Annotated in this window: 13 protein-coding genes; 5 read left to right on the top strand and 8 right to left on the bottom strand. The window is 75.3% G+C overall.

The window, feature by feature from the left end:
- Window positions 1–14: 14 nt before the first annotated feature.
- A complete protein-coding gene (locus ACFQLX_RS00975) occupies window positions 15–296 on the bottom strand; it encodes an Lrp/AsnC family transcriptional regulator (RefSeq protein WP_386410580.1) in 282 nt (93 codons plus the stop codon).
- Window positions 297–454: 158 nt separating this feature from the next.
- Here ACFQLX_RS00975 and ACFQLX_RS00970 point away from each other — a divergent pair, with 158 nt between their 5' ends.
- From ACFQLX_RS00970 to ACFQLX_RS00955, 4 genes are all read left to right on the top strand, one after another.
- On the top strand, window positions 455–1,831 hold the full coding sequence (locus tag ACFQLX_RS00970; protein ID WP_386410579.1) for an NYN domain-containing protein: 1,377 nt from the start codon (window positions 455–457) through the stop codon (window positions 1,829–1,831).
- Window positions 1,832–2,165: 334 nt separating this feature from the next.
- Window positions 2,166–3,185 carry a C40 family peptidase gene (locus ACFQLX_RS00965; protein WP_386410577.1) on the top strand — a complete coding sequence of 340 codons (1,020 nt, stop codon included), beginning with the start codon at window positions 2,166–2,168 and terminating at the stop codon, window positions 3,183–3,185.
- Window positions 3,186–3,361: 176 nt separating this feature from the next.
- Window positions 3,362–4,426: a C40 family peptidase gene (locus ACFQLX_RS00960; RefSeq protein WP_386410574.1), complete on the top strand. Its 1,065-nt coding sequence runs from the start codon at window positions 3,362–3,364 to the stop codon at window positions 4,424–4,426.
- Between the two features lie 31 nt (window positions 4,427–4,457).
- Window positions 4,458–5,705, top strand: a complete 1,248-nt coding sequence (locus tag ACFQLX_RS00955) for a hypothetical protein (protein WP_386410572.1) — start codon at window positions 4,458–4,460, stop codon at window positions 5,703–5,705.
- Between the two features lie 35 nt (window positions 5,706–5,740).
- Here ACFQLX_RS00955 and ACFQLX_RS00950 read toward each other — a convergent pair whose 3' ends face one another.
- The 7 genes from ACFQLX_RS00950 to ACFQLX_RS00920 all read right to left on the bottom strand — a co-directional run bounded on the left by ACFQLX_RS00950 (window position 5,741) and on the right by ACFQLX_RS00920 (window position 11,665).
- Entirely contained in the window at window positions 5,741–6,928 is a 1,188-nt protein-coding gene (locus tag ACFQLX_RS00950; RefSeq protein ID WP_386410570.1) for a mannosyltransferase family protein, read from the bottom strand.
- 43 nt (window positions 6,929–6,971) lie between these two features.
- The gene (locus tag ACFQLX_RS00945) at window positions 6,972–7,739 is read right to left on the bottom strand and encodes an endonuclease/exonuclease/phosphatase family protein (protein ID WP_386410568.1); all 768 of its coding nucleotides are present in this window, start codon (window positions 7,737–7,739) and stop codon (window positions 6,972–6,974) included.
- 2 nt (window positions 7,740–7,741) lie between these two features.
- Window positions 7,742–8,686 carry an ROK family glucokinase gene (locus tag ACFQLX_RS00940; protein ID WP_386410566.1) on the bottom strand — a complete coding sequence of 315 codons (945 nt, stop codon included), beginning with the start codon at window positions 8,684–8,686 and terminating at the stop codon, window positions 7,742–7,744.
- Between the two features lie 69 nt (window positions 8,687–8,755).
- Window positions 8,756–9,181: a DUF5304 family protein gene (locus ACFQLX_RS00935; RefSeq protein WP_386410564.1), complete on the bottom strand. Its 426-nt coding sequence runs from the start codon at window positions 9,179–9,181 to the stop codon at window positions 8,756–8,758.
- Window positions 9,178–10,350 carry an ArsA family ATPase gene (locus ACFQLX_RS00930; protein ID WP_386410562.1) on the bottom strand — a complete coding sequence of 391 codons (1,173 nt, stop codon included), beginning with the start codon at window positions 10,348–10,350 and terminating at the stop codon, window positions 9,178–9,180. Before ACFQLX_RS00930 ends, ACFQLX_RS00935 begins: the two co-directional genes overlap by 4 nt.
- A gap of 11 nt (window positions 10,351–10,361) precedes the next feature.
- Window positions 10,362–10,814: an SRPBCC family protein gene (locus tag ACFQLX_RS00925; protein ID WP_386410561.1), complete on the bottom strand. Its 453-nt coding sequence runs from the start codon at window positions 10,812–10,814 to the stop codon at window positions 10,362–10,364.
- Between the two features lie 80 nt (window positions 10,815–10,894).
- The gene (locus tag ACFQLX_RS00920; RefSeq protein ID WP_386410558.1) at window positions 10,895–11,665 is read right to left on the bottom strand and encodes a metallophosphoesterase family protein; all 771 of its coding nucleotides are present in this window, start codon (window positions 11,663–11,665) and stop codon (window positions 10,895–10,897) included.
- A gap of 160 nt (window positions 11,666–11,825) precedes the next feature.
- Here ACFQLX_RS00920 and ACFQLX_RS00915 point away from each other — a divergent pair, with 160 nt between their 5' ends.
- On the top strand, window positions 11,826–13,622 hold the full coding sequence (locus ACFQLX_RS00915) for an AMP-dependent synthetase/ligase (protein WP_386410555.1): 1,797 nt from the start codon (window positions 11,826–11,828) through the stop codon (window positions 13,620–13,622).
- Window positions 13,623–13,669 lie beyond the last annotated feature (47 nt).

The following is a 13,669-nucleotide window of genomic DNA, read 5'->3' as shown; positions in this document are numbered from 1 at the left end:
GGGCGCAGGAGGGGTCAGGCGTCCAGCCCGATGGCGAACGCCGCCTCCAGATCGTGCTGGGAGTACGTGCGGAAGGCGATGTGCGTCTCCGTGGCGGCCACGCCCGGGACCTTGCTGATCCGGCCCGGGATGACGTCCGCCAGCTCGTCGTGGTGCGCCACCCGCACCAGGGCGATCAGGTCGTGCGCCCCCGTCACCGAGTACACCTCGCTCACCCCCTCCAGCGCGGCGATCGCCTCGGCGATCTCCGGGATGCGGTCCACGCTGGTCTTGATGAGCACGATCGCAGTGACCATGACTGCCCGTCTCCCGTCTCCCACTGGGCCGCCCGGGGTCCTTCGCGGGCGGCGCCTCACTTTAACCGGCCGCCCTGGTGGGCGCTCGGCCCGTTAGGGTTGCACACGGAGCGGTTGGACGCGTACGGCAGAGCACGGACAGGGCAGGTGACAGGCGGGTGGTGGAGCGTACCGGCGGTGCGGACACCGCACCGGACAGCGCGTCGGCAGGTGGGACGGCAGGCGGTGAGGCCCTCGACCGTCCGCTGCCCGAGGCCGTACGGCGGCGGACGGTCGCGCTGGCGGGGGAGTGCTTCGGCCGGCTGACCGTCGCCGACCTGCCCGTACAGCTGCGCCAGTACGCCCGCTTCACCCCCTCCCGGCGGGCCAGGTTCGCCGGGAACGCGATGGCGGCGGCGCTGGAGGGCGAGCCGGTCTTCCGCCAGCACGTCGCCGTCCAACTGCGCGAGCTGCAGCCGGAGCTGGCCGCGGCCGTGGAGAGCGGCAGCCTGCCCGCCGCCGCCGATCCGGTGGACGTGGCGGCGCTGGCGTACGTACTGCGCCCCGAGGGCTGGACCAAGCTCATCGCCGCCGCCGGCGAGGAGGAGCAGCGCGCCCAGGCCGAGCGGGTGGGGGAGGAGACCGGCCGCGAACTGCAGCGGCTGCGCGAGGAGCTGGCGCAGGCGCGCGGCGCCGCGCGCCAGGAGGCGGAGCGGACGCGCGCCGAGCAGGACGCCCTGCGCAAGGAGACCGACTCCCTGCAGCGCAAGCTGCGCTCCGCCCTCAGCGACGTCAAGCGCGGTGAGGCGGCGGTGCGCAAGCTGCAGGCGGAGCTGACGGCGCTACGGGCCGAGTCGGCCGCCCAACTCGGCGCGGCGGACGGCGAGTCGCGCCGGCTGCGCGCGCGGGTGGCGGAGCTGGAGTCCCAGGCGGAGGCCGGCCGGCGGGCCGTCCGCGAGGGGCGCTCGGTGGAGGACATGCGGCTGCGGCTGCTGCTCGACACGGTGCTGGACGCCGCCCAGGGACTGCGCCGGGAGCTGGCGCTGCCGCCCGCGACCACGCGCCCCGCGGACACGGTGCCCGCCGTGGCGCCCGGGCACCAGTCGCCCCGGGACATCGCCGCGCGAGCCCTGTCCGAGACCGACCCCGCGCTGCTGGACCAGCTGCTGGCGCTGCCGCAGGCCCATCTGGTCGTGGACGGCTACAACGTCACCAAGAGCGGCTATCCGACGATGCCGCTGGACAAGCAGCGGCTGCGGCTGCTGGGCGGCCTCGCGGTCCTCGCGGCGCAGACCGGGGCCGAGATGACCTGTGTCTTCGACGGTGCGGAGCTGGCGGCGCCGGTGCTGCTGGCGCCCCCGCGCGGAGTGCGGGTGCTCTTCAGCAAGCCGGGGGAGACGGCCGACGAGCTGATCCGCCGCCTGGTGCGCGCGGAGCCGCCGGGCCGTCCGGTGGTGGTGGTCTCCTCCGACAAGGAGGTCGCCGACGGTGTCGCGCAGGCGGGCGCCCGCCCGGTCGCCGCCGTACTGTTGCTGAAGCGACTGGCGAGGACGTAGTTTCCGCCGGTTCAGCCGTTAATCGGGATCGTGCGCCGCTCTGTGGCGCTATCGACGTGATGTCCCAATTGGGCGCCAGGGAAGCGGAATTGGAATCTCCGGATCCGTCGCGGGGAGTCAATTCGGCGTCACCGTGCGTGCGATACGGGTAAAGAATCATGGCCGAGGGCGAGAAAAGAGCCGCAACGATTTGATCTGATCACGAGAGCATCACTAGGGTCGAGCCTCGAACCTTCGTACTGTCGATCACCCACACGGGGTGGCGACGAGGGTCCCGCCGACACCGCGACGCCATCGCGGGCCAGGCGGCCAGAGGGAAGAGGAGCTTGCCTCCGTGGCGTCCCACCGTCGACCGAAGCAGCCCAACCGCGCCCGTGTCACCGTTCTCACGGCCGGAGCGGCGGCAGCTGTTGCGCTGACCACGCAGTCGGCCCACGCGGAACCGTCCAAGAGCGAAGTCAAGAAGAAGGTCGACGCGCTCTACGAGAAGGCCGAGGTGGCGACCGAGCAGTACAACGCCGCCAAGGAGCGCCAGGCCAAGCTCACCAAGCAGGTCGAGCAGATCCAGGACCAGGTGGCGCGCGGCCAGGAGGACCTCAACGAGCTGCGCGACGGCCTCGGTTCGATGGCCGCGGCGCAGTACCGCGGCGGCGGCCTCGACCCCTCCATGCAGCTCTTCCTCTCCTCCGACCCGGACACCTACCTCGACCGGGCGTCCGCGCTGGACCACGTCTCGGCCAAGCAGGCGGACGCGCTCAAGCAGATATCCGCCAAGCAGCGCAGCCTCACCCAGCAGCGCCAGGAGGCCGGGCAGAAGCTCCAGGACCTGGAGGAGACCCGCACCGAGCTGGGCAAGCGCAAGGCCGAGGTGCAGAAGAAGCTGGCCGAGGCGCAGCGCGTACTCAACCGGCTGACCGCCGCCGAGCGCGCCGAGCTGGCCGAGGCCAACGCCGCCAGCCGCACCACCACCCGCGCGGACCTGGGCAACGCCCCCGCCTCCTCCTCCCGGGCGGCCGCCGCGCTCAGCTTCGCCAAGTCCAAGGTGGGCCTGCCCTACGTCTACGGCGCCACCGGCCCCGGCTCCTTCGACTGCTCGGGGCTGACCTCCGCCGCGTACGCCTCGGCCGGTGTCGGCATTCCGCGCACCTCGCAGGCCCAGTACAGCGGTGCCGGCACCCATGTCTCGCAGAGCCAACTGCAGCCCGGCGACCTGGTCTTCTACTACAGCGACCTGCACCACGTGGGCATGTACGCCGGCAACGGCCAGATCGTGCACGCCTCGAACCCGACGACGGGCATCGTCTACGCGCCGCTGAACAGCATGCCGTACATGGGAGCGGTCCGCGTCGGCTGAGCGCCGCCCGGCACGCGCCCCGCTCTGGTGCGGGGTGTGCCGCCCGAACGGGGGAATCGTGGGCGCGCCGTGCGGTGGTCGCTGCGGGGGATGACCTGCGGGGGTGGCGGAGCGTCACCTTCCGCGGCGGGGGCGGGTCTTGGACCGGGCGTGATCGCGCCGTTACATTCTCCGGCGTGCCATCCCATCGACAAACCAGCCGGCCCACCGCCCCCCGGGCGGTCCTGCCCGCGCTCAGCCCCGTCCGCGCCACCGTGCTCACGCTGACCGCGGCCACGGTGGCGACGGCGGCAGCCGCGATCTCCGGGCCCACGGCCGGCGCGGCCCCCCGTACCCGGCCCGCCAGCCCCGAGAAGCGGGTGCAGGAGCTCTTCGCCGAGGTCGAGCGGGCGACGGAGAAGTACAACGCCGCCAAGGAGCGCACCGAGGAGCTGCACGGCAGATCCGAGCGGATCGCCGACCGCGCGGCCCGCGTGGCCGAGCAGCTCGGCGAGGCACGCGGCCTCCTGGCCGCGGCGGCCGGCGCCCAGTACCGCTCCGGCGGTGTGGACCCCGGCCTGGGCCTGCTGCTCTCCCGGGACCCCGAGGCGTATCTGGCCAAGGCCGCCACCCTGGAGCGGATCAGCAGCCTGCAGAGCGGTCGGCTGACCCGACTGCTGCGCCTGCGGCGGGAGTTGGAGCAGCAGCGCACGGAGGCCGCGGCCGTCCTGCGCGAGCTGGAGCGCGCGCGCGAGACCGTGGCCCGCGACAAGCGCGCCGTCACCGCCAAGCTGGCCGCGATGCGCCGCCTGGTCGCCGCGCTGCCCGAGGGGGCCGAGGGGATCGCGGCCCCGGGCGCCGCCGGTCGCGGGTACGGCAGCGGCACGTCGCCGGAGTCCGCGGGGCCGGCCTCCTCCTCGTACGCCGGGCGGGCGGTCGCCGCCGCCCGGCGGGCCGTCGGCACCCCGTACCTGTGGGGCGGCGCCTCCGCCGGGGGCTTCGACTGCTCGGGGCTGACGCAGTGGGCGTACCGGGAGGCGGGCGTGGCCATCCCCCGCACCTCCCAGGGCCAGCGCTACGCGGGACGCCAGGTCGGCCTGGGCCAGGCGATGCCGGGCGACCTCGTCACGTACCGCGGCGACGCCAGCCACGTCGGCATCTACATGGGCGGCGGCCAGGTCGTCCACGCCCCCTATCCGGGCGCGCAGGTGCGCTACGACCCGGTGGGCATGATGCCCATCGCCTCCGTCACCCGGCCCTGAGGACCCCGTCCGCTGCCCTACGATCGGTCGGGTGCACCGCCTGAACCGCCCGTCGGCCGCCGCCCTGGCCCTCCTCCTCGGATGCCTGACGCTTCTGGGGGTGGGCGGCTGCACGGACCCCGGGCCCGCGCGGGCCTCGCGGGAGGCCGTGCAGGCGCTGCTGGACCGGCGCGCGCGGGCCCTGCTGGCGCGCGACGAGGCGGGCTTCCTCGGCGGCGTCGATCCGCGGGCGCGGGGCTACCGGGCGCGGGAGGCGGCGCTCTTCCGCAACCTGGCCGAGGTGCCGCTGGCCTCCTGGCACTACCGGCTCACCGCCCCGCCCCGGCCCGACACCGGCGGCCGGGCGCGGGCCCGGGTCGAGGTGGGCTACCGGCTGCGCGGCTACGACGCCGCCCCCGTACGCGTGGCGCAGCAGCTGCTCCTCACCGAGCGCGGCGGGCGCTGGTACGTGACCGGGACCGCCCCCGGCGGCGAGGGGCGCGGGCAGCTGTGGGACCAGGGGCCGGTGCTGGTGGAGCGCGGCCCGCGCTCGCTCGTCCTGGGTGTCGGGCGCGGCGCCGCCGACCGGGCGCGGCTGCGGGAGATCGGGCGGGTCGCCGACCGCTCGGTGCCGGCGGTGGAGCGGGCGTGGGACGGGCGGTGGGGGCGGCGGGTGGTGGTCCTCGTCCCCGGGACGCTGGACGGGATGGCAGACCTGCTGGACGCGCCGGCGGCCGGCTACCAGGGCATCGCCGCGGTGACGACGGGCGAGAGCGCCGCCTCGGGGCCGCCGGGGGCGGCGTCGGCCGACCGCGTGGTGCTCAACCCGGAGGCGTACGGGCGGCTCGGGGAGGTCGGCCGGCGGATCGTCCTGACCCACGAGGCCGCCCATGTCGCCACCCGCTCGGCCACCTCGGCGGCCACACCGCTGTGGCTCTCGGAGGGGTTCGCGGACTGGGCGGGCTATCTGGGCGAGTCGGGCGACGCGCGCAAGGCCGCGCCCGAGCTGACCGACGCCCTCGCCCGCGGCGAGGTGCCCGCCCACCTCCCGACGGACGCCGACTTCCGCTTCGACGGCTCCGCGGACCGGCTCGCGCAGGCATACGAGCAGTCGTGGCTGGCCTGCCGGCTGATCGCGGAGCGCTGGGGTCCGCAGGCCCTGCGCGGGGTCTACCGCTCGGTCGGCGCGGACGCGGCGCCGGGGGACGCGGTGGAACGGGCGCTGCGGCTGCGGCTGGGCATCGGGCGGGCGGAGCTGGTGCGGCTCTGGCAGCGCTATCTGCGCGAGCGGCTCGGGTGAGACCGGGTGGGACCCGGGTAAGAGGGGTCCGGGGTTTACGGGGGCCCCGAGCCCGTCAGCCACACCGCGCCGTAGAGCACCGAGGCCGCCGCCAGCCCGGCGAGCACGGCCGCCGCCCGCGCCGTACGGGCCCGCGCCAGCGCCACCGCCGCCGGGAGGAGCAGCGGGAAGGCCGGCAGGAGCAGCCGGGGCTTGGAGCCGATGTAGCCCGAGGCGCCCAGCGCCAGCGCGACGACCACGGCGGCGTAGACGAGCAGCGCCAGCGGCTGGCGTGCGCGTACGCACAGGGTGAACGCCCAGGCCGGCAGCGCCAGTCCGGCGCAGAGCGCGAGGCCGGCGAGCGGGCCAGCGCCGGGGGCGGTGAAGCGGGCGCCGATGAAGCGGGCGAAGGTCAGCCCCGCGTCGAAGCCGTTGCCCCAGGCGGCCTGGACGCCGAAGTAGCCGGTCGGCCCGCCCGTACGGACCCCCACCCAGAGGAGGTAGCCCAGCCAGCCGAGCGGTGCGAGCGCCAGCCCCGCGAGGACCCGGGCCCGTCGGCCGGTACCGTCCCGCAGCGCCAGCAGCCCCGTCAGCCAGATCGCCGCCACGACCGCCACCCCGATGGGCCGGGTCAGACCGGCGAGGGCGCACAGGACGCCCGCGCCGATCCAGCGGCCGGTGAGGAGCGCGTAGAGCGACCAGACGGCGAGCGCGGTGAAGAGGGACTCCGAGTACGCCATCGACTGCACCACCGCCACCGGCAGCGCGCCCCACAGCAGCGCGAGGGCGATCCCGGCCCGGCGGCCGTGCAGCAGCTCGCCGACCGCGTAGAGCCCGGCCGCCGCCGCGAGCGAGGCCAGCGCGCTGACCAGCAGCCCCGCGTCCCCCGGGGTGAGCGCGGTCAGCCGGGACAGCGCCGACTCCAGGGCGGGGAGCAGGGGGAAGAACGCCAGGTCGGAGAGGATCCGCCCGTCGGGGGCGCGGAGGGTGAAGTCGTAGCCGTGCTCGACCACGCGGACGTACCACAGGGCGTCCCAGCGCTGCGAGAGCAGGACCCGCAGGTCCTTGGCCGGGCTCGCGGACCACAGCGCGAGCACCAGCAGCCCGAGCGCCCGGATCGCCGCGTAGCCCAGGAGCGCGGGCGCGGCGGCGCGCAGGCGCGCGGCGAAGGGCCGCGGGGCCCTGGGCGCGGCCTCGGGCCCGGGCCCGGACGCGGTGCGGAGGGGAAGGACAGCTTCGGACATGAGAGCGATTATTCAGGATCGTGGGACGCGGGCGGTGCGCGCGCTAGCCCGCCGGGACCCGCACGGCTGCCAGCACGGGCAGATGGTCCGTCGCCGCCATCAGGTCCGCCTGCGTGACGCCGGGCAGTCCGAGGGGGACGCCGCAGCCCAGCACCTCCACGCCGCGCGAGGCGAACACGGCGTCGATGCGCGTGCGGGGCGCGGCCGGCGGCAGGGTCAGCTCCGAGCCCCACGGGCGGACCGCCCAGCCGTCCTGCAGCTGGGCGGCCAGCTGGCGGAAGGAACGGCCGCCCGGCCCCTCGTTGATGTCGCCGGCCAGCACCGCGTGCGGGGTGCCCAGCGCGCCCAGGTGCTCCAGCAGCAGACCCGTCTGCGCCTCGCGCTCGGCGGCGGCCAGGCTCAAGTGGCAGCTGGCCACGGCCAGTTCGGCCCCCGGCGAGGCGGCGCCGAAGCGCAGCACCGCCATCGCCAGCCCGCGCCGGTGCAGCCCGGGAGTACGGGGGAGCAGCACCTCCCGCGTGCGCACCACACGCGCCCGCATCGAGGCCAGCAGCAGCGGGCCGCAGGTCGTCGCACCGCCCGCGACGTACGTCAGCCCCGTCAGACGGGCGAGCAGCGCGGCCCGCCTGCGCCAGCGCGGGAAACGCGGCGCCTCCTGGACGCACACCACGTCCGGGGCGCAGGCCCGGACGACCCGGGCCAGCGCCGCCGGGTCGTCGCGCATCGAGCGGATGTTGTAGCTGAGCACGCGGACCACCGCCGCGCCCGTGGCGGGATCGGTGCCCGAGGGCGGCAGGTCCGCGAGCGCCACCGCTACCCCTGGCGCGCCAGGTCCGCCGCGCCCACCAGCCCGGCCCGGCCGCCCAGCCGGGCCGCGAGCACCGGGGCCTGCGGGCGGCCCCAGGTGTTGCCGACGAGCCAGCGGCGGAAGGACTTGCGGATCGGCTCCAGTACGAGGTCGCCCTCGTCGGAGATGCCGCCGCCGACGATGAACGCGGAGGGGTCGAAGAGCGAGGCCAGGTCGGCCAGGCCCGCGCCGACCCAGCGGGCCAGCTCGCGGAAGGAGTCCACCGCGACCGGATCGCCCTGCCGGGCGGCCTCGCTGATGTGCTTGCCCTGGATGCCCTGCGGGGTGCCGTCGCCCAGGCCCAGCAGTATCGCCGCGGCCTCCGGGGTGGCGGCGGCGCGCTGGCGGCCGTAGCGCACGAGGGCGCGCCCCGAGGCGTACTGCTCCCAGCAGCCCTGGCTGCCGCAGCCGCAGAGCAGGCCGTCGGGGACCAGGCGGATGTGGCCGAACTCGGCCGCGACGCCGAAGCGCCCGCGGATCAGCCGGCCGCCGATGATCACGCCGCCGCCGATGCCCGTACCGAGCGTGACGCAGACGACGTCGTCGTGGCCCTGGCCCGCGCCGAAGCGGAACTCGCCCCAGGCCGCGGCGTTGGCGTCGTTCTCCACCACCACCGGCAGGCCGACGCGCTGCTCGACCTTGTCCTTCAGCGGCTCGTAGCGCCAGTTGATGTTCGGCGCGAAGAGCACCGTGGCCCGCTTGTCGTCCACGAAGCCGGCCGCGCCGATGCCGACCGCCTCGATCCGGTGCGCCGCGCTGGCCTCCTGGACGGCGGCGCAGATGGCGTCCACGACGCCCTCGGGGGTGGCGGGGGTCGGCACCGTGCTGGTGTTGAGGATCGCGCCCTGGAGGTCGACCACACCGGCCGCGATCTTCGTACCGCCGATGTCGACGCCGATGGTGAGTCCCATGTATCCCTCGTTGTCGTCCGACCCCGCTGCGAGGGCTACGTTACCGGAGCACTTCGCGGCCTTTGACGGTCAGTCGAGGTCGATGCGCTCGGGCCCGGCGTCCGGTTCGTCCCTGCTCCAGCGGGCCTCGTCGCGCGCCGCGGCGGCGCGGTAGGCGGCGAGGAGCTCGTCGCGCGCGGCCAGGAGGTGGTCGAAGACCTCGGGGTTGCGCTCGACCACCGACTCCGTGGCCGCCCGCGCGGTGGTGAGGAACTGGCGGGCGAGCTCCTGGGCCCCCGCGGCGGCGGCGCCGGCCGCGGTGGCGCCCGCCACCCGGGCCGCCGGGCCCGTGAGCCGGCCGGCGACGGTGTCGAAGAGGCGGCGCAGCTCCTCGGCGGCGCTGCCCGGCGGGGTCCCGTACCGCTCCTTGCGGCGGGCTTGCTCGGCGGCGAGGTCTTCGGCGCAGGCCTGCGCCCAGGGGTCGCTCTCGGAAGGGCTCTTGGAGGGATCCGTCATGCCTTCGACGGTACCTCCTGCGGGGCGCCGTGTTCGGAGAGCTGCGCGGGGAGGCGGGCGGGCAGCGGCCACAGCGCGGGGTCGGGGGCGAAGCGCACCCGCAACTCACCGTCGTGCAGCCCGGCCCGCTCGATCACGCAGCGCCGCAGCGCGGAGGGCAGCCGCAGCGCGCGGCGGTAGCGCTCGCCGGGCGGGCCGAGGCCGACGATCAGCTCCTCGCCGCGGCGCACCAGCTCCAGCTCCCCGCGCCGGGCGCCCGGCAGGGGCAGCCGCCAGCGCAGCACGCCCTCGTCGGCGAGCAGGTCGTCGACCGTCCAGGGCTCGGCCGGCCGCTCGGCGGGGGGCACGTCCGGTACGGGCAGGGCGGCGGGCTCGCCGGGGCCGAGGTGGGGGACCTCGTACAGCCGGGGCCCCGACTCGGGGAGCTGGCGGGCCAGTTCGTCCAGGGCGCGGCGCTGCTCGTGTACGAGGCCCGCGAGCCAGGGGTCGGCGGAGTCGGGCAGCACCCGGTTGGCGACCACGGCGTCGAGGGTGTGCCCGGCCAGGGCCAGGCGGGCGCGCAGCGCCGGCAGCTCCCGTACCGCGCGCGGGCCCGGCTCCAGCACCAGGCGCACCGTCGTCCCCGGCGCCTCGACGGCCGCCCGCAGCCCGTCGAGGCGGGCGCTCCAGCGCTCGGCGGCGGCGTAGAGCCGGGCGGTCGGCGCGGGGATACCGGCGAGCTGGGCGAGGAAGGGGCGCAGGGCGGCGCGGGCGGCCTGGCGCCGCGGGGGCAGCAGCCGGGCCAGATAGCGCCGCAGCTCCTCGGGCAGGGCCAGCAGCCGCAGCGCCTGGGGGAGCGGCGGCAGGTCGACGACCAGCAGTTCGTAGCGGCCGCAGGCGCGGGCCGTGTGCCAGGCGTCCAGCAGTGCCAGGCTCTGCGCGCCCGCCAGGCCGGTCAGCTCCTCCGCCTCCAGCGGGTCGGCGCCGAGCTGCTCCAGTACGGGGGCGGCCCGCTCCTGCAGCGCGGCGAGGTGCCGGCGCAGGAAGGCGTCCGCGTCGACGCGCAGGACGCGCTCGCCGGGGACGTCCTCGGCGGTGACGAGCAGCGCCGAGGGGTCGCGCCGGGCGGTCGCGGCGGCGACCGCCGTACGGCCGGCGCCCGCGAAGCCGGTGACCAGGACCGTGCGCACCGTGCGACCCGTCAGTCCGTACCGGTGACGCTCTCCACCCGGGCCTTCAGCCCCGGCAGCGCGCGGTCGATGATGACCTTCTCGACCTTGCGCTTCAGCATGCCGAACATGGGGATCTTGAGGTCCACGACCAGCTGGTACGTGACCTCGGTGCGCGCCCCGCCGTCGACGGGCCGCAGCGCGTAGGAGCCGTCGAGGGCGCGCAGCAGCTGGGCCTTGACCAGTGTCCAGCGCACCTCGCTCTCGCCGGACCAGGTGTAGCTGAGGGTGTAGTCGTCCTTGAGGCCGCCGCCGTCGAGGACCATGCGGACCTCCTCGGGGCGGCCGTCGGCGCCGGTGCTGAGCACCTCGGCCTGCTGGACCTCCCCGGCCCACTGCGGATAGCGCTCGAAGTCCGCGATGACCGCCATGACCTGCTCGGGTGCGGCGTCGATCGTGATGCTGGAGCTGGTCTGTTCTGCCATCTGCCCGGTATCCCCTCGATCAGCCTTCGTCCCGGCAGGTTACCGGCTGGTCCGGCTCGCGCTGCCACCCAGGTGGTGGTCTACCACTCCAGGGCCCACGGTGTCCCACGCGAGGCGAAGTGGCCGACGTTGACGCACTCCGTGCGGCCGATGCGCATCCGCCGGGCGAGCGGCTGGTGGACGTGGCCGAAGAGGGCGTACGCGGGCCGCACCCGGTGGATCGCCTCCAGCAGCGCCTCGCTGCCGCGCTCGAAGCGGCGCGCGACGGTGTCGTAGCACAGCTCCGGGACCAGCGGCGGGATGTGCGAGCAGAGCACGTCGACCTCGCCGAGGGCCGCGACCTTCGCCGCGTACGCCTCCTCGTCGATTTCGTAGGGGGTGCGCATCGGGGTGGGCAGCCCCCCGCCGACGAAGCCGAAGACCCGGCCGCCGATCAGGGCGCGCTCGCCGTCCAGCACGGTGGTGCCCGCCCGGGCGTACTCCGGCCACAGGCGGGGGATGTCGACGTTGCCGAAGGTGGCGTAGGTGGGGCCGGGGAAGGCGGCGAAGGCCGCGAAGAGCTGCGCGTACTGCCGGCGCACCGCCTGCTCGATCAGCGCCTCGCGGTCCAGCCCGGCCCACAGGGAGCGGCCGAACTCGCGGGCCTCCTCGAAGCGCCGCTCGGTGCGCAGGCGCACGATGTGCGAGGCGTTCTCGCTGCCGAAGAGGTCGGGGAAGATGCCCCGGGAGTGGTCGGCGTAGTCGAGGAAGAGGATCAGGTCGCCCAGGCACACCAGCGCGTCGGCACCCTCCCCGGCCCGCGCCAGCGCCTCGGCGTTCCCGTGCACGTCACTCACCACATGGACCCGCATGTGATCAGCCTAGAGCCTGCGCCGACACTCGCGGGGCCACTCGGAACAGGCCCGGGGCCCCCGCGGCGGAGGCCGGACGTGAGTTTCCCGACAGCCGTCTTCGGCCGTGCAGGCGATAGTGTCGGTTGGTCCTGCCCTGAGTGCCTGAGGAGCATGCGTAGTGCGCGAGTTCAGCCTTCCCGCCTTGTACGAGGTCCCGGCGGACGGCAATCTGACGGATCTGATCCGCCGTAATGCCTCCCTCCACCCGGAGGTGGCGGTGGTCACCCGCAGAGTGGACGGCGTGTGGCGCGACGTCACGTCGGTGGAGTTCCTCGCCGAGGTGACCGCGGTGGCCAAGGGCCTGATCGCGGCCGGCATCAGGCCGGGCGAGCGGGTGGCGCTGATGTCGCGCACGCGCTACGAGTGGACGCTGCTGGACTTCGCGATCTGGAGCGCGGGCGGCGTCGTGGTGCCCGTGTACGAGACCAGTTCGCCGGAGCAGGTGCGGTGGATCCTCGGCGACTCCGGCGCGGTGGCCTGCGTGGTGGAGACCTCCGGGCACGAGGCACTCGTCGCCTCCCTGCGCGCGGAGCTGCCCGCGCTGCGGCACGTCTGGCAGTTCGACGCGGGAGCCGTCGCGGAGCTGGGCCGCGCGGGCGCCGGGGTCGGCGACGCGCTGCTGGCCGAGCACACCACGGCGGCCCGCGCGGACGACCCCGCGACGATCGTCTACACCTCCGGCACCACCGGCCGCCCCAAGGGCTGCGTGCTCTCGCACCGCAGCTTCTTCGCGGAGTGCGGCAACGTGGTGGAGCGGCTCAAGCCCGTCTTCGTCCCCGGCGAGTCGTCGATCCTGCTCTTCCTGCCGCTGGCGCACGTCTTCGGCCGGCTGGTGGAGGTGGCCGCGGTACTGGCGCCGATCAAGCTCGCGCACGTACCGGACGTGAAGAACCTCACCGACGACCTGGGCGAGGTCCGCCCCAAGCTGCTGCTGGGCGTGCCCCGGGTCTTCGAGAAGGTCTACAACTCGGCGCGCGCGAAGGCGCAGGCCGACGGCAAGGGCCGGATCTTCGACCGGGCGGCGGACACCGCGATCGCGTACAGCCGCGCGCTGGGGACGCCGGGCGGCCCGGGCCTGGGCCTGCGGTTGCGCCACCGCCTCTTCGACAAGCTGGTCTACGGGAAGCTGCGCGCGGTGCTCGGCGGCCGGGCCACGCACGCGATCAGCGGCGGGGCACCGCTGGGCGAGCGCCTCGGGCACTTCTACCGGGGTATCGGCTTCACGGTGCTGGAGGGCTACGGCCTGACGGAGACCTGCGCGGCGACGGCGTTCAACTCGCTGGAGCGGCAGAAGATCGGCAGCGTGGGGCAGCCGCTGCCGGGCAGCACGGTGCGGGTGGCCGACGACGGCGAGGTGCTGCTGCACGGCGAGCACCTCTTCAGCGGCTACTGGAACAACCCGGCGGCGACCGAGGAGGTCATGGCCGACGGCTGGTTCCACACCGGCGACATAGGGGCGCTGGACGAGGAGGGCTTCCTGACCATCACCGGCCGCAAGAAGGAGATCCTGGTGACGGCGGGCGGCAAGAACGTCGCCCCGGCGGTCATCGAGGACCGCATCCGCGCGCACCCGCTGGTGGCGGAGACGATGGTGGTGGGCGACGCCCGCCCCTTCGTGGCGGCACTGGTCACCCTGGACGAGGAGTTCCTGGTCCGCTGGGCACGGGAGAACGGCAAGCCGGCCGGCTCCACGGCGGCGGACCTGGCGGCGGACGCTGACCTGCTGGCGGCGGTCCAGCAGGCGGTCGACGACGGCAACGCGGCGGTCTCCAAGGCCGAGTCGGTGCGCAGGTTCCGCATCCTGCCGGTGCAGTTCACGGAGGACTCGGGCCATCTGACGCCGTCGCTGAAGCTGAAGCGCGGTGTGGTGGCGAAGGACTTCGCCGCCGAGATCGAGGCGCTGTACACGAAGTAGTGAACGGGAAAGGCCCGCACCCCCCGGCCGGGGGGTGCGGGCCTTTC

Source organism: Streptomyces polyrhachis, assembly GCF_042663125.1.
Lineage (GTDB): Bacteria > Actinomycetota > Actinomycetes > Streptomycetales > Streptomycetaceae > Streptomyces > Streptomyces polyrhachii.
The sequence above is the reverse complement of the archived record's forward strand: the minus strand, read 5'-3'. Positions and strand labels throughout refer to the sequence as shown.